At 61.8% G+C, this 19846-nt stretch carries 20 protein-coding genes; 13 read left to right on the top strand and 7 right to left on the bottom strand.

Annotated elements, in window-relative coordinates; translation table 11 throughout:
• Positions 1–45: 45 nt before the first annotated feature.
• From ACLBKR_RS20485 to ACLBKR_RS20470, 4 genes are all read left to right on the top strand, one after another.
• Positions 46–981, top strand: a complete 936-nt coding sequence (locus ACLBKR_RS20485; protein ID WP_414901985.1) for an MBL fold metallo-hydrolase — start codon at positions 46–48, stop codon at positions 979–981.
• Positions 982–1164: 183 nt separating this feature from the next.
• Positions 1165–2151, top strand: a complete 987-nt coding sequence (locus tag ACLBKR_RS20480) for an alpha/beta fold hydrolase (RefSeq protein WP_113448021.1) — start codon at positions 1165–1167, stop codon at positions 2149–2151.
• Positions 2152–2189: 38 nt separating this feature from the next.
• The gene (locus ACLBKR_RS20475) at positions 2190–3011 is read left to right on the top strand and encodes an alpha/beta hydrolase (RefSeq protein ID WP_113438294.1); all 822 of its coding nucleotides are present in this window, start codon (positions 2190–2192) and stop codon (positions 3009–3011) included.
• 67 nt (positions 3012–3078) lie between these two features.
• Entirely contained in the window at positions 3079–3897 is an 819-nt protein-coding gene (locus ACLBKR_RS20470; protein ID WP_113438293.1) for an SDR family NAD(P)-dependent oxidoreductase, read from the top strand.
• Positions 3898–4015: 118 nt separating this feature from the next.
• On the opposite strand, the gene ACLBKR_RS20465 is transcribed toward ACLBKR_RS20470, so the two are convergent.
• Positions 4016–4855: an MBL fold metallo-hydrolase gene (locus ACLBKR_RS20465; protein WP_113339923.1), complete on the bottom strand. Its 840-nt coding sequence runs from the start codon at positions 4853–4855 to the stop codon at positions 4016–4018.
• 364 nt (positions 4856–5219) lie between these two features.
• Between ACLBKR_RS20465 and ACLBKR_RS20460 the strand changes: the two genes are divergently transcribed.
• From ACLBKR_RS20460 to ACLBKR_RS20435, 6 genes are all read left to right on the top strand, one after another.
• Positions 5220–6437 (top strand): TCR/Tet family MFS transporter, encoded by a 1218-nt coding sequence (locus ACLBKR_RS20460; protein ID WP_113339792.1) that lies wholly within the window; start codon positions 5220–5222, stop codon positions 6435–6437.
• Positions 6438–6652: 215 nt separating this feature from the next.
• Entirely contained in the window at positions 6653–7612 is a 960-nt protein-coding gene (locus tag ACLBKR_RS20455) for an ABC transporter substrate-binding protein (protein ID WP_414901982.1), read from the top strand.
• 3 nt (positions 7613–7615) lie between these two features.
• Positions 7616–8422 (top strand): ABC transporter permease, encoded by an 807-nt coding sequence (locus ACLBKR_RS20450; protein WP_112826987.1) that lies wholly within the window; start codon positions 7616–7618, stop codon positions 8420–8422.
• 113 nt (positions 8423–8535) lie between these two features.
• A complete protein-coding gene (locus ACLBKR_RS20445; RefSeq protein ID WP_414902064.1) occupies positions 8536–9342 on the top strand; it encodes an ABC transporter ATP-binding protein in 807 nt (268 codons plus the stop codon).
• Positions 9335–11224, top strand: coding sequence for an ATP-binding protein (locus tag ACLBKR_RS20440; protein ID WP_414901979.1), 1890 nt, complete (start codon positions 9335–9337; stop codon positions 11222–11224). The genes ACLBKR_RS20445 and ACLBKR_RS20440 overlap by 8 nt, the downstream gene beginning before the upstream one ends.
• Positions 11221–12570 carry a sigma-54-dependent transcriptional regulator gene (locus ACLBKR_RS20435; RefSeq protein ID WP_414901977.1) on the top strand — a complete coding sequence of 450 codons (1350 nt, stop codon included), beginning with the start codon at positions 11221–11223 and terminating at the stop codon, positions 12568–12570. The genes ACLBKR_RS20440 and ACLBKR_RS20435 overlap by 4 nt, the downstream gene beginning before the upstream one ends.
• A gap of 160 nt (positions 12571–12730) precedes the next feature.
• Here ACLBKR_RS20435 and ACLBKR_RS20430 read toward each other — a convergent pair whose 3' ends face one another.
• Both ACLBKR_RS20430 and ACLBKR_RS20425 read right to left on the bottom strand, forming a co-directional pair.
• Positions 12731–13519 (bottom strand): SDR family oxidoreductase, encoded by a 789-nt coding sequence (locus ACLBKR_RS20430; RefSeq protein WP_113448020.1) that lies wholly within the window; start codon positions 13517–13519, stop codon positions 12731–12733.
• A complete protein-coding gene (locus tag ACLBKR_RS20425) occupies positions 13516–13842 on the bottom strand; it encodes a nuclear transport factor 2 family protein (protein ID WP_113426286.1) in 327 nt (108 codons plus the stop codon). The genes ACLBKR_RS20430 and ACLBKR_RS20425 overlap by 4 nt, the downstream gene beginning before the upstream one ends.
• 46 nt (positions 13843–13888) lie before the next feature.
• Between ACLBKR_RS20425 and ACLBKR_RS20420 the strand changes: the two genes are divergently transcribed.
• Positions 13889–14842: a LysR family transcriptional regulator gene (locus ACLBKR_RS20420; protein ID WP_113448019.1), complete on the top strand. Its 954-nt coding sequence runs from the start codon at positions 13889–13891 to the stop codon at positions 14840–14842.
• A 48-nt stretch (positions 14843–14890) separates the two neighbouring features.
• Here the strand turns inward: ACLBKR_RS20420 and ACLBKR_RS20415 are convergent, their stop codons facing one another.
• Genes ACLBKR_RS20415 through ACLBKR_RS20400 form a run of 4 tightly spaced genes read right to left on the bottom strand, consistent with a single transcriptional unit; the run spans position 14891 to position 18052 of the window.
• Positions 14891–15571, bottom strand: coding sequence for a transporter substrate-binding domain-containing protein (locus tag ACLBKR_RS20415; protein ID WP_113448018.1), 681 nt, complete (start codon positions 15569–15571; stop codon positions 14891–14893).
• A 3-nt stretch (positions 15572–15574) separates the two neighbouring features.
• Entirely contained in the window at positions 15575–16345 is a 771-nt protein-coding gene (gene hpaI / locus ACLBKR_RS20410) for a 4-hydroxy-2-oxoheptanedioate aldolase (protein ID WP_113448017.1), read from the bottom strand.
• 9 nt (positions 16346–16354) lie between these two features.
• Positions 16355–17137 carry a 2-oxo-hept-4-ene-1,7-dioate hydratase gene (gene hpaH / locus ACLBKR_RS20405; RefSeq protein ID WP_113442415.1) on the bottom strand — a complete coding sequence of 261 codons (783 nt, stop codon included), beginning with the start codon at positions 17135–17137 and terminating at the stop codon, positions 16355–16357.
• A 21-nt stretch (positions 17138–17158) separates the two neighbouring features.
• Positions 17159–18052: an intradiol ring-cleavage dioxygenase gene (locus ACLBKR_RS20400; protein ID WP_113448016.1), complete on the bottom strand. Its 894-nt coding sequence runs from the start codon at positions 18050–18052 to the stop codon at positions 17159–17161.
• Between the two features lie 254 nt (positions 18053–18306).
• On the opposite strand from ACLBKR_RS20400, the gene ACLBKR_RS20395 reads away from it, so the two are divergent.
• Both ACLBKR_RS20395 and ACLBKR_RS20390 read left to right on the top strand, forming a co-directional pair.
• Entirely contained in the window at positions 18307–19029 is a 723-nt protein-coding gene (locus ACLBKR_RS20395; RefSeq protein WP_113426282.1) for a GntR family transcriptional regulator, read from the top strand.
• Positions 19026–19841, top strand: a complete 816-nt coding sequence (locus ACLBKR_RS20390) for a sugar phosphate isomerase/epimerase family protein (protein ID WP_113448014.1) — start codon at positions 19026–19028, stop codon at positions 19839–19841. The genes ACLBKR_RS20395 and ACLBKR_RS20390 overlap by 4 nt, the downstream gene beginning before the upstream one ends.
• The last annotated feature ends 5 nt before the right edge of the window (positions 19842–19846 follow it).

The raw sequence follows: 19846 nt of genomic DNA, 5'->3' as shown, positions 1-19846 counted from the left end.
CGCCCAGAATTGACGTGTTCAACCCAATCTGTCGGAGACATGTCGATGACCAATTTTCACCCGTATGCGATCGATCGAAGGCAATTCCTCTCACTTGCGGCAGGCGCGGCGCTGGCAGGCGTGGCGGAAGTTCCCGCCTATGCTCAGGCCATGCATCGATTTGGCCACGGAGATTTCGATATCTCGGTCTTCAGCGACGGCTTTCTCACGCTTTCAGCCGAGATCCTGCTCCCTGACGCCACACCCGAGCTTCGCGAACCGATCCTGCAATCCATGGGCGGCGACAAGACGGGCGCGAGGGTCCAGGCAAATGTTCCCTTGATCCGCTACGGCCGCGACCTGATCCTGATCGACACCGGGGCCGGCGGCAACTTCCAGCCCAGTGCCGGACGCCTCGCAGACAATCTCAGGGCAAACGGGGTCGATCCTGCATCGATCACCAAGATCGTGTTCACGCACGCCCATCCCGACCACTCGGGTGCGACGACCGCCGCCGACGGGACGCTCCTCTATCCCAACGCCGAGTACTTCATCGGCCAGGCGGAGTGGGATTTCTGGACCGACAAGGACTTCGAAACGCGCCGGCCGGCCGCGCTGCATGGCTTCGCCAAGGGCGCCCGACGAGACCTTTTCGCCGTCGAGGACCGTATCACGCGGGTAAAGGAAGGAGATCAGATCGTCCCGGGGATGTCCATCGTCGATACGCCCGGCCACACGCCCGGCCATATCTCCATCGAACTCGCCGGCCGCGACAACCTCGTTATCACGGGTGACGCCTGCACAAGCGACGTCATCTTCTTTCAGCATCCTCGCTGGCATTTCGGATTCGACACCGATGCAGAGCTCGCACTCAAAAATCGGCGTGACCTGCTCGACCGCGCCGCAAATGAAAAGCTGAAGCTGCTCGGTTACCACTGGACCTATCCAGGCGTGGGATACGCCGAAAAAAAGGGCGATGCCTACAGGTTCGTCGCAGCCTGACGACAGTCCGATCGTGTTCCGGAGGGGACCGGGCCCACGCGGCCAGGTCCCTTTCCTTATGGCCGCACGCCACCCGGAACTTCGATTCTCAGAGATTTACGACGCTTTACTCGCGTTACATCGCCCGCTCCGCCAAGCTTCATCTCGTCGAACAGAGGCATTCAGCCCGCCAAGGAGACGACCATGAACGCCACCACAATCGCACAGGCTTCGTTCACCGCGACCCGGCGCGACATGCTTCTCGGAGGAAGCGCGGCGCTCGCCGTCGCGGCTCTCCCGAAGATGGCTCCGGCCGCCACCGCAGAAAAAGCAACCGAAGAAGGGAACTCGATCATGTCTTACATCACCACCGAGGACGGCACCGAAATCTTCTACAAGGACTGGGGCCCGCGCGACGCCCAGCCCATCGTCTTCCATCACGGCTGGCCGCTCTCTGCCGATGACTGGGACAACCAGATGATGTTTTTCCTCGGTCAGGGCTTTCGGGTCATCGCCCATGACCGCCGCGGTCATGGCCGCTCCACCCAGACCGACACCGGCAACGAGATGGATACCTACGCCGCCGACGTCGCGGCGCTCGCCGAAAAGCTCGACCTCAAGGGGGCCATCCATGTGGGTCACTCGACGGGTGGCGGCGAAGTCGTCCATTACGTCGCCCGCTCCAAACCGGGCCGCGTGTCCAAGGCCGTCATCATCGGTGCCGTCCCGCCGATCATGGTCAAGTCCGAAAAGAACCCCGGCGGCTTGCCGATCGAGGTTTTCGACGGCTTCCGCGCTGCGCTGGTCGCCAACCGCGCCCAATTCTTCCGCGACGTGCCGGCGGGTCCGTTCTACGGCTTCAACCGTCCGGGCGCCCAGGTCTCGGAGGGCGTGATCCAGAACTGGTGGCGGCAGGGCATGATGGGCGGCGCCAAGGCCCACTACGATTGCATCAAGGCCTTCTCGGAAACCGACTTCACCGAAGACCTCAAGAAGATCGATCTTCCGGTGCTGGTGATGCACGGCGACGACGACCAGATTGTGCCTTACGCCGATTCCGCACCACTGTCGGTCAAGCTGCTGAAGAACAGCACGCTCAAGACCTATGCGGGCCTGCCCCACGGCATGTGCACGACCCATCCGGACGTCATCAACGCCGACTTGCTGGCGTTCTTCAAGTCCTCGTCCTGAGACATCCGGGCCCGGACAGCACGACAAGGAGAATTCCGATGACGAAGACAATCATGCTCATCCACGGAGCCTGGCTGAATGCGAAGAGCTGGGAAGGCTTCAAGGCCCGCTACGAAGCCAAGGGTTACTCCGTCGTGACCCCGAACTGGCCGTATGACGACGGCGATCCGGCCGATCTGCGGGCCAATCCGCATCCCATGCTCAAGACGGTCGGCGTGAAGGCGATCGTCGACCACCTCGAAGCCGAGATCCGCAAGCTGCCGGAGCAGCCCATCCTGATGGGCCACTCTGCCGGCGGGGTCTGGACCCAGATACTGCTCGACCGCGGTCTCGGGGTCGCCGGCGTCGCGATCGATCCGGCGCCGACGACCGGAGTGCGCCTCGGCATCCATTCGATCGTCTCCGCCCTCCCGGTGCTGGCCTCCTGGGGCAGCTGGAAGCGAACCATGCATATGTCGCGCCGGTTCTTCGGCACGCGCTTCGCCAATACGCTCCCGAAGGATCGGGTCGACGATTACTACGATCGCTATATCGTGCCGACGGCTGGCAAGGTCTATTGGGACGGCATCCTGACGTCGGTCGGAAAAATCCGCTGGGACAATCCCGACCGCGCGCCGCTCCTCCTGATCGGCGGCGGCCTCGACCTCATCGCCGATGCCAGCATGACGAGAGCGATCTACGACAAGCAGAAGCGCGGGGCGTCTCGCACCGAACTCAAGATATTCGACGACCGTTCGCATTTCACCTGCATCGACGCGGGCTGGGAAGAGGTCGCCGACTTCGCGCTTGACTGGGCCGAGCGCCATGCGCGGCCCGCTGCGTCCCAGGTAAGCGCCCTCCCCGTCGGCCATGCCGCCTGACGCCCGATGGCGCGACCGAAAAGTTCACGCGCGGTAAGTCCCTGTCAGCCAATTTAAGGAGATTGCCATGACCAGACCCATTGCCATCGTCACGGGAGCATCCTCCGGCATCGGTTCGGTTTACGCCGACCGGCTCGCCGCCCGAGGCCATGACCTCATCATGGTCGCCCGAGACCCTGAACGACTGCGCAACGCCGCCAATAAATTGACTGAGCGTTACGCAGTCTCCACCACGCCGCTGTCTCTCGACTTGAGCAGGCATAGCGACCTCGACATTCTTCTCAAGCGCATCCGAGAAGAGGAGAATATCGAACTTCTCGTCAACAGCGCAGGCATCGCGCCGAGCGGCAGTGTCCTGGACTCCAGCGAGGAGGTCCTCGACCAAGTGGTGCATCTGAACGTCAATGTGCTGCATGCACTCACTGTCGCAGCCGCAAAGACATTCGTCGCCAAAGGCGCGGGAGCGATTATAAACATTGCGTCCGTCGTCGCTCTGATGCCAGAAAGCTTCAATGGAAGCTATGCTGCCGGAAAGGCGTTTGTGCTCTCGCTCACACAGGCGCTCGATGCCGAACTTCGGCCCAAGGGCGTCCGCATCCAGGCGGTTATGCCCGGCTTCACCAAGACTGAGATTTTCAAACGCGCCGGTCTCGACAGCTCCGTCATCCCCGCAGGAATGATGATGGACGCAGGGCAGATGGTCGATGCTGCGCTATCCGGCTTCGACGCTGGCGAACTCGTCACGATACCATCGCTCGGCAATGAAGGCCTCTGGAAGGCACTCAACGATGCCCGCCACGATTTGGGACCGCATCTCTCCCTCGACAGGCCAGCCGCCCGGTATCTCGGCTCGGCCAACCGCTATGACCTTGTCCCGCCGAACTAATCGATTTTGAAGTAAGCTCGCCCCTTTGATCGGCAATGGCGAATGAAAATGGTCGGGACCGGATAGTCCGCGGCCACAGGTCTTGAGGACGCACGGCCATCGCGGCGCATACCGGCCGCTAACGCGATGGCGCCTCTCCACGCATAGCCGCCAGTTGAATGCTGTCGTGCGAGGCGAATATGCGCACTTCCGAACCGTGATCCCGTTTGAGATCACGCAGTCTCTCGATGTTGTCGAGGCGGGCATACCGATCGGTGCTCATGATGGCCTGATAGATTTCGATCCCCGTTGGGCAGTACGGATGGACCCCATCGAGTTGCCGATCATGCATGAAGCTGTCTCCTGCATTCAGGAGCCAGCGGTCGCCCGACCTGATCGCGACCCCGGCATGGCCGGTCGTGTGGCCCGGCAGCGGAATCATCAGTATCTCGGGCGGAAGGCCATCGAGGTCGCGGACCGACCGAAACCCGAACCACGCTTCACCTTCCGCTTCGTACATTCGCCAATCCGTGACGTCTTTCCACATTGAAGGTCTGTAGCGCTGCCGAGCGACGAACCCTTTCGCGTTCTCCGCCGCTTTCCGTTCGCCGGTCATGACATGGACCCTCGCTTGCGGAAAATCCGCGATACCGCCCGCATGGTCGAAATCCAGATGCGTGAGTACGATGTGTCGCACATCCCGCGCCGAAAAGCCCAGCGCTTCGATCTGCCGGATAGCCGTGTCCCCTTCGCGCAGACGGGTGTTGAGGATGAGCGGCCATGTAAGCGGCAGTCTTCGCGCCGATGTCCGCATCACGTCCTTCAATCCATAGCCGGTATCGACAAGGACCAAAAAATCCGCGGTCTCGACGAGCAGGCAGTGCGTGCAGATATGTGCGAACAGCCCATTGCTCGTTCCGTCGAACAGGCGCCCTCCGACGGGACAATGCGAGCCGCAGTTGAGGTGGTGGATGCGCAAGACGAGTTCCCGACATCGTTCTCGAGGGCAGTTTGCGAAGAAGATCACAACCGCCATCGCCGATCAATTCTGCGGATGGATGCCGCATCGCCTCGGGTCCGTCTTCCCCGAAGGGCTTGACGGGCCACTCAGCCCGAATTACCAAATGGCCATCGCGAAAAGCGACCGCTTACCTTGATCCGCCAATGGCGCGAGTAAGCAGGTGGACGAATTGTCGTCCATGCGGTCAAGCACACGTCGGACCACATGAAATGTGAGCCGGCCAGCGTCTCCCTGAAACCTGCACCCGAGACATCTCGGGCTTCAATGGACGTTCCGGCCACGCACACCCGCGCGTCGCCGGCTGGCGTCCGGAGCGAACGCTATGACCAAACCTCTCCTCGTTATCCTGATAACGGTCGCCCTCGATGCGGTCGGCATCGGGCTGATATTTCCTGTCCTTCCCTCGCTGCTGAAAGACGTCACGCATGTTGGCGACGTTACCCCATACATCGGCATCATGATGGCGCTTTATGCCGCCATGCAGTTCGTCTTTGCTCCAGTGCTCGGAGCGCTCAGCGATAGCCATGGCCGACGTCCGGTCCTGCTGATCTCGCTCATCGGCGCGATGACCAACTACTTGTTCCTGGCGTTTGCCCCCAGCCTCTGGCTGCTGCTCCTTGGCCGGGCCCTTGCGGGCCTCACCAGCGCCAACATGTCCGTTGCTGCCGCCTACATAACCGACACATCGTCCGAGGAAATGCGACCGCGGCGTTTCGGGCTGCTGAATGCCATGTTTGGCATCGGCTTCATCCTCGGCCCAGTCCTCGGGGGACTGCTCGGCGATCATTGGGTCAGGCTGCCCTTCGTGGCAGCGGCGGTTCTGACCGGCATCAATTTCCTGCTGTGCATTCTCGCCTTGCCCGAGTCCCGTTCGCCCGCCGGCGAAAACGTCCGCGTCCGGGCATTGAACCCGCTTCTACCGCTCCGCTGGGCCTTCACAATCGAAGGCGTCCTGCCACTTGTGTTCATATTCTTCATATTCAGCGGCCTGGGTGAGGCTTACGGCACCTGCTGGGCCTTGTGGGGCAACGACGTCTTTCAATGGAACGGTTTGTGGATCGGTCTGTCCCTTGGCACCTACGGCACCTGCCAGACACTGGCACAGGCATTGCTCCCCGGACCTGCCACAAAGCGTCTCGGCGAGCGAGGTGCGATACTCACCGGAATTGTGAGCGCCTGCGCCGCGCTTGCCGTGTTTGCCGGCGCAAAACAGGGTTGGATGGTATTCGCGGCAATGCCGCTTCTGGCGCTCGGCGGCATAGGTGTCCCTGCTCTTCAGTCGCTTGCCACCCGCCAGGTGAGCGAGGCGGAGCAAGGGAAATTCCAGGGTGTGCTGCAATCGGCGGTCAGCCTCGCCTCCATCCTGGCTCCGCTCGGGTTTTCGAGCGCCTACCTCTCCCTGAGATCCGACTGGCCGGGAGCGATCTGGCTGCTGGTCGCCGCCCTCTATGGGATCGGCGCCATCATGATCCTGCGTTTGCGGTTCGAAAAGAAAGAGCCGCTTGCCGCAAGTCGCCAGGCCCGGGACTCGTCGGCTTGAGGGGCTGCGGATCGACGCAGGCAAGTTCTTGCCCGCCTCAAGCAACTTCTTGCCTAAATACATGGGGCAGAGATCTCGCTTTCTCGCCCCCCTCTTAAAAAATGACGTCTTTACAGCACGTTACAAATGGCCATGCGCCTCCCTCCCGTTCTGGCACGCCGTCTGCATAGAAGGGATCGACCCTAGGAGGGGTCTACCTGTTTTGGGAGGAAATCATGAAGACTTTGATGCGCCACCTTTTGGTGGCCACCGCACTCGTTGCCGCAACATCCGCGCAAGCCGCCGACAAGGTGCGGCTCGCCAATCTCAAGTTCGCACACTACGGCGCAATTTCCTACATGAAGGAACTGGCGCCGAAATATGACCTTCAGATCGAGGAGCGCTTCTTCGCCAAGGGCATCGACATCCTGCCGGCCATCGTCGCCGGCGAAGTGGATATCGCGGCCAGCGCCGTCGATGCCGCGATTGCCGGCCGCGCCTCCGGCGTGCCGATCTATGCCGTCGCCGGTTTCGCCAAGGGTGGCGCACGGATCGTGGCCGGCGAGAAGAGCGGCATCGGCTCGGTCGCCGACTTCAAGGGCAAGAAGGTGGGTGTCGCCCGGGGCGGCGCGCAGGAACTGCTGCTTCTGGCCGAACTCAGCAAGGCCGGCCTCACCTGGTCGGAAAAGCCCGGCAAGGATGTGCAGATCGTCTACATGGCTTTTGCCGATCTCAATCAGGCACTGATGGCCGGCAATATCGACGCCATGTGCCAGTCGGAACCGCAGGCGAGCCAGGCCGTCAACAAGGGCTTCGGCATCGAAATCCTCAAGCCTTACGATACGCCGCTCGGCATGCCCGTTCGTTCCCTGGTCTTTTCGGAAAGCTTCTACAACAACAAGGACGTCGCCGAGCGCACCATGAAGCTCTTCGTCGAGGCGACGAAGTATTTCATCGACCATCCCGCGGAAGCCGAGAAATACGTCATCAACGACATGTTCAAGGGCCAGATCACCGATCAGGACTTCAAGGACGCCATCGGCAACTCGCCCTATACCTATGAGATTACGGCCGAGCATGTGCAGATCACGACCGACCTGATGGTCAAGTTCGGCGTCGGCAAGCTCGCCAATCCGCCGAAGGCGACGGACTGGGTCAAGACCGACCTGCTCGACGACGCATTGAAGGCGAAATAAGCCATGGCCCGCACGCTCTTCAGAAATCTGGCGGTTCCGGTGGTATTGCTCGTGCTGTGGCAGTTGCTGTCACAGTCCGGCTTCATCAAACCGGTGATCCTGCCGTCCCCTCTCGCCATTATCGAGAGGCTGTGGATCTATCTCCTGCCGGCGCAGAACCTTGCGGAAAGCGCCGGCTTTGCCGACTGGATCTGGTCGAGCGAACTGCTCAGCGATCTCGTCGCCAGCATGCGTCGCGTCCTGCTCGGCTTTGCCGTGGGCGCGGGCCTCGCGCTGCCGCTTGGATTGCTGATGGGCACCGACCGGCGGTTCGAGGCCTATCTCAACCCGGTGGTCCAGTTTTTGAGGCCCATTCCGCCGATCGCCTATATTCCGCTGGCGATCCTCTGGTTCGGGCTCGGCGATCCGCCGGCGATCTTTCTGATCTCCATCGGGGCCTTTTTTCCCGTGCTGATCAACACGATTTCCGGGGTGCGCAACGTGGACAGCATCTATATCCGCGCGGCGACCAATCTCGGCGCCAGCCGCATGACCATGTTCCGCCGCGTCATCCTGCCGGCTGCCACGCCCTATGTGCTGACCGGCATGCGGATCGGCATAGGAACGGCCTTCATCGTCGTCATCGTGGCGGAGATGATCGCGGTCAACAGCGGCCTCGGCTACCGGATTCTCGAAGCTCGCGAATACATGTGGTCCGACAAGGTGATCGCCGGAATGATCGCCATCGGCCTTCTCGGGCTCGCCATCGATGTCGGCGTCAACCGCGTCAACAACCACCTGCTTCGCTGGCACCGGGGCATCGAATCCTGACGCTGCCGGAGCCCGCCTTCGCGGGCTCCCTTACCGACCGCTCATCGGCAAAGCGAGCAACAACTCAATCGGGAGGAGACATCATGAACGCGCATCACACCGTTTCGAAGGACATGGAAGCCGAGGTCAAGCCGCTGGTGCGGGCCGCAGGCGTCAACAAGATTTTCGGCGCAGAGCCGGGCGGGGTCGTGGCCCTGAAAGACATCGATCTGGAAATCCGGCCCGGCGAATTCGTCTGCCTTCTGGGGCCCTCGGGCTGCGGAAAATCCACCTTGCTCAATGCCATTGCCGGCTTCTCGCTGCCGACGTCGGGCACACTTGAAGTTTCCGACAAGCCAGTCACCGCGCCGGGGCCGGATCGCGGCATGGTCTTCCAGGAATATGCCCTGTTCCCCTGGATGACGGTCGAGGCGAACGTCGCATTCGGCCTTGAGATCCGCGGCACGGGAAAGGATCAGATCGCCCGCATCGTCAACGAACTGCTCGATATGCTGGGTCTCAAGGAATTCCGCCACCGCTTTCCGAAGGACCTTTCCGGCGGCATGCGCCAGCGCGTCGCGATTGCCCGCGTTCTGGCGCTCGATCCGCCGATCATGCTGATGGACGAGCCGTTCGGCGCGCTCGACGCGCTGACCCGCCGTTCGTTGCAGGACGAACTTCTGCGCATCTGGCGCAGCGTCGGCAAGACAATTGTCTTCGTCACGCATTCCATCGAGGAGGCCGTTTATCTCGGCTCGCGCGTCGTTATCCTGACCTATCGCCCAGGCACGATCAAAAAGGATGTCGCCATCGATCTACCCTACCCGCGCGACAGCAATTCGGTTGAGTTCAACGCCATCAAAAAGGAACTGGCGAGCCTCGTCCATGCCGAACATGACCGCTTCACCCTTGACGAACGCAAGGGACTGACCCTTGATTGACGCAAAGCGCACGGCGGGAGACCGTGCGGACAGTTTTCGCCTCATGGGCGAGGACGCGGGAGGAGGACGGGGATTGCGCGGTCGTTATCTGCCGCTCATGCTGATGTTTACGTTATGCTTGGTCGGCACCGCCCTCCTGGTTCGGGCGGTTGCCGTCGATTACGGGGCGCGCGACGTCTCCCGCACCGCGCAGGAGCGTCTTCGTCTCATCTCGGCGACGCTCTCGACCAGCATCGAGCGGTTTCGCTATCTGCCTGATGTCGTCGCCCGCTCACGGGAAATCGAAGACCTGTTCCGGCAGAATGCGACAGCGGATCAGCGTCTGGCCGCCAACCAGCTTCTGGAGCGCATCTCCAACGCATCGGGCGCGCTTGCGCTTTTCGTGGCCGACACATCGGGCCTGACCATCGCTTCCAGCAATTTCGGCAGTCCCGGCAGTTTCGTCGGACAGAATTACAGCTATCGTCCGTATTTCCAGGATGCGCTGGCCAAGGGCTTCGGCAATTATTACGCAGTCGGTGCGACGACCGGTCAGCCGGGCTATTTCCTCGCCACCCCGATCACCCTGGACGGCGCTGTCGTCGGCGTCGCCATCGTGAAGATCGACCTTCTTCCCGTTGAGCAGCAATGGCGCGACGCGGGCGAAACGGTTGCGATGAACGACAGCCAGGGCGTGATCTTCCTCTCCTCGAATCCGCAATGGCGCTACACGGCCATTGGCGCCGTCAGCACCGGGCAGCTGAAGCAACTGACCGACGAACGGCGCTACGGCGACGCCGCGATTGGCCTGGCAGGCATCGCGCTGAAGAACGAAGGCGGTTATGAGAAGGCCTCGTTCGGCGGTGCAGAGGCGCCCCAACGCCTGCGCGCTACGGCGGCTTTCGGCCCGGATGGCTGGGTCCTGAACTATTTCGCCGACCTCGGTTCGGTGGAACGGCTTGCCAATACGCTGGCGCTGGCCGCGGTTCTTGCCTTGATGCTAGCCGTGGCCGGGCTGATGATCCTGCTGCAGCGGCGCAAGGCGCAGGCGGTCGCGCGGCGGGCGCTGGAGGTTCTGGAGGCGCGCGTCGACGAACGGACAAGCGAATTGCGCGAGACGAACGCGCGGCTCGCCCTGGAGATTGCCGAACGGCAGGAGGCGGAACGACAACTGGACGTCACCCGCACCAACCTGACGCAGGCGGAGAAGCTGGCGGCCATCGGCCAGAGCTTTGCCGGGCTTGCCCACGAAATCAACCAGCCGCTCGCAGCCCTTCAGACCTATATCGCCTCGACCCGCCTTCTGGTGGAGCGAAGGAAGCTCGATGTCGCCAAGGGGAATTTCGACACGATGGGCGATATTGTCAGCCGCGTTTCGGAACTGACCAATCAGTTGAAGCGCTTGGCGCGCCGCAAGGACGAGGACTTTGTCGAGCTCGATCTCGCCCTCCAGGTCCGTCGCACACTGACGCTGCTGAAATTCCGCTTCGCCGATCTGGGTATTGCCGCCATCGACCGTTTGCAGGAGGGCGTGGTTGTCCACGGCAGCGGAACGCAGCTCGATCAGGTTGTTCTCAATCTCCTCAACAATGCCGTCGACGCGGTGCGCAATGTGGAAAATCCGCGAATAGAGGTGGCGATCGAGATCGGTGACGGGGCCTGCGCGCTCACCATTTCCGACAATGGCGCAGGCATCGATCCCGCCGAACAAACGCGGCTGTTCGAGCCCTTTCACACCACGAAGGCCGCAGGCGAAGGCCTTGGCCTCGGACTTGCGACGGCCAACCGCATCGTCACGGACCACCATGGCCGGCTGTCCTATTTCCCTTCACCGCTCGGTGGCGCGGGTTTCCGGATCGAACTGCCGCGCGTGGAGACGGATCGCGGGAGACTGCGCGCATGAACGCCGCCCCCGTTCTGCCCGCCCTTGTTCTTCTTGTCGAAGACGACCATACGCTTCGCCAGTCGATGGCTCAGTGGCTGGAGCTCAACGATCTCCGTGTCATTGAGGCCTCCAACGCCAAAGAGGCACTCAAGATGCTTTCGGCGGAAAAACCGGATGTGGTTCTCTCGGATGTTCGGATGCGCGGCATGTCGGGCCTCGAACTCCTCGACGCCATCAAGGCCAGCCACCCGACCTTGCCCGTGATTATCCTGAGCGGTCACGGCGACGTGCCCATGGCAGTCGCGGCGATGCAGGGCGGCGCCTTCACCTTTCTGACCAAGCCGTATCTGCCCGACCAGTTGATCGCGACGTTGCGAAACGCCGTCGAAAGCTCGAGCCTGCGCCGCAAGGTGGCCGCCTATGAGCGCAGCAACGAGATTGAGGCGCTGATCGAGCGTCATCTCATCGGCGAGGACCAGTCGACCGCGAGGCTCAAATCGGCCATCGCACGGCTGGCGGCGCTGCCTGTCGATGTGTTGATCCTTGGGGAGACCGGCACCGGCAAGGAGGTCGTCGCCCGGCTGCTTCACGATGGCAGTTTGCGCCGGGATAAGCCCTTCGTCGCCCTCAATTGCGCGGCCCTTCCCGCCGATATCATAGAAAGCGAGCTTTTCGGACATGAGGCCGGTGCATTTACCGGCGCAAGCGGGAGCCGGCTCGGCAAGTTCGAATTTGCCAATGGCGGGACCGTCTTTCTCGACGAAGTGGAGAGCATGCCCGCCGCCGCGCAGGCCAAACTCCTGCGCGTGCTTCAGGAACGCACGATCACCCGACTCGGCTCGAACAAGGATATCGGGATCGACATCCGCGTCGTCTCGGCCACCAAGGAAAGTCTCAAGAACCTTTCCGCACGCGGCGGCTTCCGCGAAGACCTCTATTACCGGCTCATGGGCGCGGAGATCTCGATCCCGCCGCTGCGCGAGCGCGGCCATGACGCAATCGTCCTCTTCAGCCACTTCACGGCGGCCATGGCCAGCCGCCTTGGGGTCCCAAACCGGCCCCTGACGGGCGAGGAGATGGAGAGAATTCTCTCTTATCCCTGGCCCGGCAATGTGCGTGAACTGAAACTGCTGGCGGAAAGACGGGCACTCGATCTGGACTGGGCGCCGGAGGGCGCCGCGAAATATGGTCATGACGTGCCCGGCACGTCTCTCGCCGAGCAGATGGATACCTTCGAACTGGGCGTTCTCAAGAACGCATTGGCCACAGCCGGAAACAGTGCGGATGCCGCAAGACTGCTGTCGCTTCCGCTTCGGACATTCAACGAGAAAATGCAGCGTCTGTCACGCCGGGCGAGGACGTGATGAAGCGCTTGCGTGGCTCTGCAATCCCGGCATCCCTCGACCGGCCTTCAGCCTTTCAACGTGATTGTCCGGGAGCCTGGGGTCCCTTCCCGGCATCGTCGAAGGACCGTCGCCGGTCCTCCCAAGGCTCGCAACACTCACATTCCGTGCACGCCTCACGTCAGACGGTCGGAACCGTGCCGCCGTCGATGACGAACTCGGCGCCGTGGATCGCAGCGGCGCGATCCGAGGCCAGGTAGGCGATGAGGTCGGCGACCTCATGGGGCTCGGCCGGACGTCCGATCGGGATGCCGCCCAGGCTGTCAAGGACGACTTGCCGCGCGTCCTCGATCGTGCCGCCATTGGCCGCCTGCAATCGTTTCAGAAAGTCCACGGAGGACTCGGTCATGATCCAGCCGGGGGAGACGACATTGATCCGCACGCCCTTGGGGCCGAGCTCCTTGGAGATGGACTTGCTGTAGGTCTTGAGCGCTGCCTTGGCGGCGGCATAGGCGGTGGTGGCTTCCGGCAGAGGCAGGACAGACTGGATGGAGGTCACATGCACCACCGCGCCGCTGCCGCGTTCGATCATCTGCGGGATCAGGAGACGATCGAGGCGAACGGCCGCCAAAAGGTTCAGGTTCAGTTCGGATAGCCAGTGCTCATCCGTCAGGGCGACGAAGCCGCCACCCGGTGTCGACGATCCGCCGAGAACATGCACGAGGATGTCCACTCCGCCCCGGCGTTCAAGCGCCGCCCTGGCCAGAAGTTCTCCTCCCTCGGCCGTCGTCAGGTCCGCCTGGACGAAGTCGACACCGTCGATCGGCTCCGGTGTTCCCCGGGCGGCGGTGATGACCCGGGCGCCGCCGGCCAGAAAGCGCTCGACCGTGGCGCGGCCCGCACCCTTCGTGCCGCCGCTGACGAGCACGCGCTTTCCCGAAAACTCGGTTGGATCAGCCTTGATATTCATGCCGTGATCTCCAGGGCCTTGATGGCGTCCTGTTCGAGCGTGAAACGATAGGTGAAGCGGATCGGGCTGCCCTTGAAGTCACCATGCGCAGGGCCTTCGACCACGACCTGACCGTCCTCGTGGCGAACGGTATCCGGCGTGAAGATCGCCTTTACGGCCACCGCCTCTTCGAGCAGCTTTCGCCGTTCGGCGGGGCCGTCGTAACGGTGTCCGTTGTCCAGGACGAGCGCATCGACGGAAAAGGGTTTCAGCATGCCGTCGAGGTCGAGCCTCGCGTTGGCCTCGACATAGTCGTTTATGGGTTTGGGCAGTGTTGGCGCCATGAGTGTTCTCCTTTGCTTGAGACGATAGCTAACACTGGACAATTGGATGAATAAGTGGGACAAACCGGCATGGCATGATGAAAAAATCGGGATAATGGACCAGGCGAGCCTGAAGGAACTTGAAGCCGCGATCGCGATTGCCCGGCGAGGGACATTCCGTGCGGCATCCATCGATCTCGGCATTTCGACGACCGCATTGAGCCACACGATAGGCAGGCTCGAGGCCGGGCTGGGCGTGAGGTTGTTCAACCGCACCACGCGGAGCGTTTCGCTGACGGACGCCGGTCGGCTCTTCATGCAGCAGGTCGCTCCATCGCTTCAGGATCTCCATGCAGCGCTGGAAGCCGTGCGCGAACAGCGTGAAACGCCGTCCGGAACCATACGGATTAACGCGGCGCCGTTTGCGGCCCGCGCGATCCTCACACCGCTCGTGTTTGAGTTCCTGCGCCGCTATCCCGAGATGAATGTCGATATCGTCACCGAAGGGAAGATGGTCGATATCGTCAGGGACGGGTTCGATCTGGGCGTCAGAGTTGCAGGCCTCGTTCCCAGCGACATGATTGCCGTTTCGCTCGGCCGGCCTCAGCGCCATGCCGTGGTTGCTTCGCCTGAATATTTCGAGAAGCACGGCATGCCTGTGGTTCCCCCGGATCTTCTCGGGCACAGGTGCATTCGTGTTCGACTGCCGGACGGCTCTCTGTTTCGATGGCGGTTTGAGAAGGACGGGGAGCAGGTTCAGATAGAAGTTCGGGGTCAGATCTCGCTCGATGAGACCAGCCTCACCCGGACTGCGGTGCTTGAAGGCGCTGGTGTGGGCTATCTGTTCGAGCAGGACATTCTTCCGGAAATCGAGGCCGGACGGGTCATTCGTGTACTGGAGGACTGGACGCCGCCATATCCGGGGCTCTGCCTGTATTATCCCGGTCGCCGCAATCTGTCGGCTGGCGTGAGAGCGTTTCTGGAACTGGCCCGTGAACTCGCTCGGCGTGATGTCGCCTGATTTTCCCAACCGGCCTGCACTTGGAAAACATTCCGTGCCGATGCCTTGCTACGGCAGGGAGCGCTTTTTTAGATAGTCTTCCACGAAATTCGCGAGGAAGACCGCGGCCGTTTTCCGAGTGTTCAGGACGGCGACGGTCTGGGGAATTTCGGAAAAGGCATCGGCCAGTGTGCGAAACGCCGGGTCATGCAGGGCGGCAGGTTCGAGGGATTGCCTCAGCCCCGCGGCCGCGTCGCAATCGCCGGCTTTCAGCATATCCACCGCTGCCGACGGGCTTTCGGCATAAACGATCGTCGCATTCTTCACCCGGCGTTCGATCTCTTTCGTGTAGGCGGCGTCTCGTGCGGTTGCTATCCGGCGGCCGGAAACGTCCACGTCCGCCGCATAGCGGACATCGGACCTCGCCGGAACGAGGTAGGTCGCCGTAGCAAACGCATAGGGTGGGGAAAATGCGAACCGATCCATCCGGGACGGATCTGCCGCGATCAGGGCGATATCCCATTCGTTCAGATCCGCCGACGCCAGGATTGCCGCCGCCGATCGATATTTCAGAACCGAAATCGGGCAGCCGATTTCTGCGGCCACGGCATTCGCCAGGTCGACACTCGGACCGGCTGGCGTTCCCGTGCGTTCATCGATACGGACGAGGGCGGCATTGCTGGTATTCACCGCCGCACGGATTGTCCCGGTCGGTGCAAGTTCGGCGACGATGTTCTCCGGTGCCGCCATTCGTCAAGCCCGATCCGAGAACCTGCCTGCCAGGGCTTCGGCGCCGCGCGCCAGCACGGCGACATCGACGCCGACCGCCGTAAACAGCGTTCCCAACTCCATGCACCGTGCCGCGAATTCTTCATCCGGCGTAAGAATCCCGGCCGGCTTGCCGAGCCGATTGAGCAGCACGATGGCCTTTTCGATGGCCTCGACCACTTCCGGGTGGCCGGGCTGCCCAGGATATCCGAAGCTGGCAGCAAGGTCGGCCGGTCCGATGAAGATGCCATCCACGCCATCGATCGATGCCATGGCTTCGATATGAGCCATCGCTTCGCGCGTTTCGACCTGGACGAGAACGCAGAGTTCCTGGGCGGCCTGTTGCGCGTAATTCTTCACCCTGCCAAAGCGGGTGGCCCGCGTGAGCGCTGAAACGCCCCTGATGCCCTCAGGCGGATATCGGGTTGCATCCACCGCGGCCTTTGCTTCAGCCGCGTTCTGAACATAGGGGATGAGCAGCGTCTGAACGCCGATATCCAGAAAGCGCTTGATGAGGACCGGATCGTTGGCCGCAGGCCGCACGACAGGCGCGACGTCATAGGCTGCCACGGCCTGCAACTGCGGCAAAACCGTCAGCACGTCGCTCGGGGAATGCTCCGTGTCGAACAGCAGCCAGTCGAAACCGGCCGGCGCGACGATTTCAGCCGCATAGCTGCCCGGAAGTCCGCACCAGAGGCCGATCTGGCTTTGCCGGCTGCGGAGCTTCGCCTTGAATTTGTTGACGGGAAGATCCATTTTTCAGCCTCACAAGAAAGAAACGCCGATGGAACCGACGGGACCGTAGTCGGCCTGGATCACATCGCCCGCAGCGATATCCACGGGGCGCGTAAACGAGCCGGCAAGGACGATCTGTCCCTTTTTCAAGCCGCCGCCTACGGCATGCAGCTTGTTGACGAGCCAGGCGATGCCGGCCGCCGGATGCCCCATGATCGCCGCCGAAACTCCGGACTCCTCGATAATGCCGTTCTTCGACAGGGTCGCCCCGACCCAGCGGATGTCGATATCCATGGGGCGAATGACACGTCCGCCGACCACGATGGCTCCGAAGGCCGCATTGTCGGCAATCGTATCGGTGATCGCCCGCGGCACCTCCGTCCGATAGTCGATGATCTCGAGGGCGGGCACGACGAATTCGGTCGCGCGCATGACGTCGTAGATCCGGGTGCCCGCACCCTTGAGGTCCTCGCCCATGATAAAGGCCAGTTCCACTTCAAGCCTTGGCTTTATGAAGAGATCCGCCTTGATCTGCGCTCCGTCGTTGTAGAGCGCGTCGTCCAGAATGACGCCGTAATCGGGTTCCGTCATCTTGGACGCCATCTGCATCGCACGCGAGGTGAGGCCGATCTTGTGGCCAACGATCCGCGCGCCACGGGAAACGCGCGACTGTGCCCAAAGCTCCTGGATGCGATAGGCGTCATCGAGATCGAGACCCGGATAGGTCTTGCTGGGCTGCACGATCGGCTTTCGCTCGGTCTCCGCTTTCAATATGGCGTCTGCCGCCGCCTGACGTTGCTCTTCGGTAATCATGAACTGGCTCCGGTCGTGACGTTACTTGATGGGCGGGCGCGGCAGGACGGCCTCGCCGGGCTCCATGACATAGGTGTAGTCGAGCGAAAACCAGGCTCCCTCGATGTCGCGGTCGGTCGGATGCGGCTCATCGTAGCGGACGAAATCCCCGGTGAGAGCCGCGGTCACGCCGAACTGAACATCCGATGCGATGTAGGGATCGCTGGGATCGAAGACCTGTGAAATCAGTGTCTTGTAACCCTGCTTGAAGATCAGGGCGTGCAGATGGGCCGGGCGATACGGATGACGGCCCTGGGCCTTGAGCAGACGGCCGACGACGCCATCGACGGGGATTGGATAGCCTACCATCTTCACGGTGCGGAACCAGAAACGCCCGTCCTCATCGGATATGAACTTGCCGCGCAAGTTCATATCCGCCTGGTCCGGGTCCTGGTTTTCGTAAAGGCCCACCGGCGATGCGTGCCAGACATCCACCTCGGCACCGGCAATCGGCCTGCCCTCCCGGTCGACCACCCGGGCATGCACGAAAAGCGGCGTGCCGGGCGTTTCGGAACGAATGATCGTTCCGCCGTTCTCGACTCTTGGAGAGTTGAGGCGCCAGAACGGACCGAGAAGCGACTGGGATGTCTCCGTCTGGCCCTTGTCCCCGTTGTTCAGCAGGCAGACAAGCGAGGAAACGCCGAGCGAGCCCGACATCAGTACGAACTCGTTATGACTGTCGGTCTGAAGTTTTCCGATTTCGTTCAGGATGGCGGTGGCCTCGCGAAATTCCGCCTCTGTCAGCCGCACCTCGCGCACGAAGGCGTGAAGATGCTTCACGAGCGCAACCAGGATTTCGCGCAGCCTTGGATCGGATGTCTGCTGCATCGCCGCGACCACGGCGGGCGTTACATCGCTTTCAGTTCTCATCACCATATGCTGCCACCTCCCGATGGGCGACCGATACAAGAATAATCGATTATCTGTCAAGCGCTCCCGAGCTGGACAAAATCATCGACCTTCAGAATGAAAGGGAAATCCCGTCATTTATTATTGATTTCATTGGATTTTACGGAAAAAATGTGCAAATATTCTCTCGAGAGCAACCGTAAATTTCTTGAAGGTTGACAATAATAATCGTTTATTCTAACCATCATCGACGACGGACGACGTCCGTTCGGGAGGACACCATGAAGCAGCAGGACGGCGCGGCGGGCCCAGCCGAGATCGGCAGTTTTTCCGACGACGGGAAAAATACGATCGGCAGCCAGTTGGCATCCCGGCTGCGGGAAGCGATCATTTCCGGCAGCCTGCAAGCCGGTAGCAAGATCAATCTCGACAAGGAACGGCAGGCGTTCAACGTGAGCCTGAGCCCCCTGCGCGAAGGATTGGCGCGCCTCATTTCCGATGGCCTTGTCGAATTCGAGGACAATCGCGGCTATCGGGTTTCCCCGGTCTCGCTGGCGAACCTCGAGGAAATCACCGTGCTTCGTGAGGAGTTCGAGATTTTCGCGCTCAAGGAATCCATTCGGCTCGGAGACGTGGAATGGGAGGGCAATGTCATGCGCGCGCTTCATAAGCTGAACCGCGCCGAGCGCGATGCGAGCAGGCCCGAAACGCTGGAGCATTGGGAAGCCGTCCACCGCGACTTCCACCTCACCCTTATTTCAGGCTGCGGCAAGCCGCTTCTTCTTCACTTCTGCAAGACGCTGCTCAATCTCAACGATCGCTACCGCAGGACATTTCTCAAACAGACATCCGGCGACAGAAACGTGAGCCAGGAGCATAGCGAGATTGCGCAGGGCGCGGTGGCCCGCGACAGCGACTATGCCGCCGAAAAACTACGCCAGCATATCCATCGCACGGGCACCAATCTTCTGGCCCACCTCGCCCGCACCGGAGCGGTCCGATGACCGACGCCCGGCAGATGCAGAAAAACCCGATCGGCGTCGCGCATTTCTCGGCGATCCAGTTGCCGCCGCAGGAATTCGTCCGGCAGGCCGCCGCCGCCGGGTTCGGCTCGGTCGGGCTTCGACTCCATCCGGCCTTTGCCGGCGCGCCTTACTACGAACTGCCGCAGGGCAGTCGGGCGGCGTCGGAGTTCCGATCCCTGCTCGACAGCGAAGGCATGAAGGTCTTCGACATCGAGTTCTTCATTGTCGGCCCGGATTTCCAGGCGGCCTCCGTCGAGCACATCGTTGCAGCCGCAGCGGATATTGGCGCAAAACGGCTGTCCGCCTGTGGCGACGATGCGGATCGCAGCCGTCTGATCGAAAATTTCAATGCATTCTGTCAGCTCGCCGGGCGGTACGGCATGGCTGTCGATATCGAAAACATGGGCTGGCGCGCCGTCAGCAGCTACAGCGAGAGCGCCGCACTCGTTCATGCATGCGGACAGGACAATGCCGGCGCCCTGGTGGATGCCATTCATTTCTTCCGCAACGGCGGGGATGTCGATGAGATCGATGTCGATATCGTGCGGCACGTTCAGCTTTGCGATGTGGTCGGCCCGCCGCCGAAGGGTGCCGAAGACATGATGAAGGAGGCACGGAGCGGGCGCCTCGCGCCAGGCGATGGAATACTGGCGCTCAAGGACCTGATTGCGAAACTTGACGGCAAGGCCGCCATTTCGGTGGAGGTGCCGCTGGTCGGCGACACACCGGCATCGGCGCATCTGCGAAATCTCAATCTGAAAACGCGGGAAGTTCTTCAGGCAGAGACTTAGACATT

This window comes from Paenirhizobium cremeum (genome assembly GCF_047553425.1).
GTDB lineage: Bacteria > Pseudomonadota > Alphaproteobacteria > Rhizobiales > Rhizobiaceae > Allorhizobium > Allorhizobium cremeum.
The sequence above is the reverse complement of the archived record's forward strand: the minus strand, read 5'-3'. Positions and strand labels throughout refer to the sequence as shown.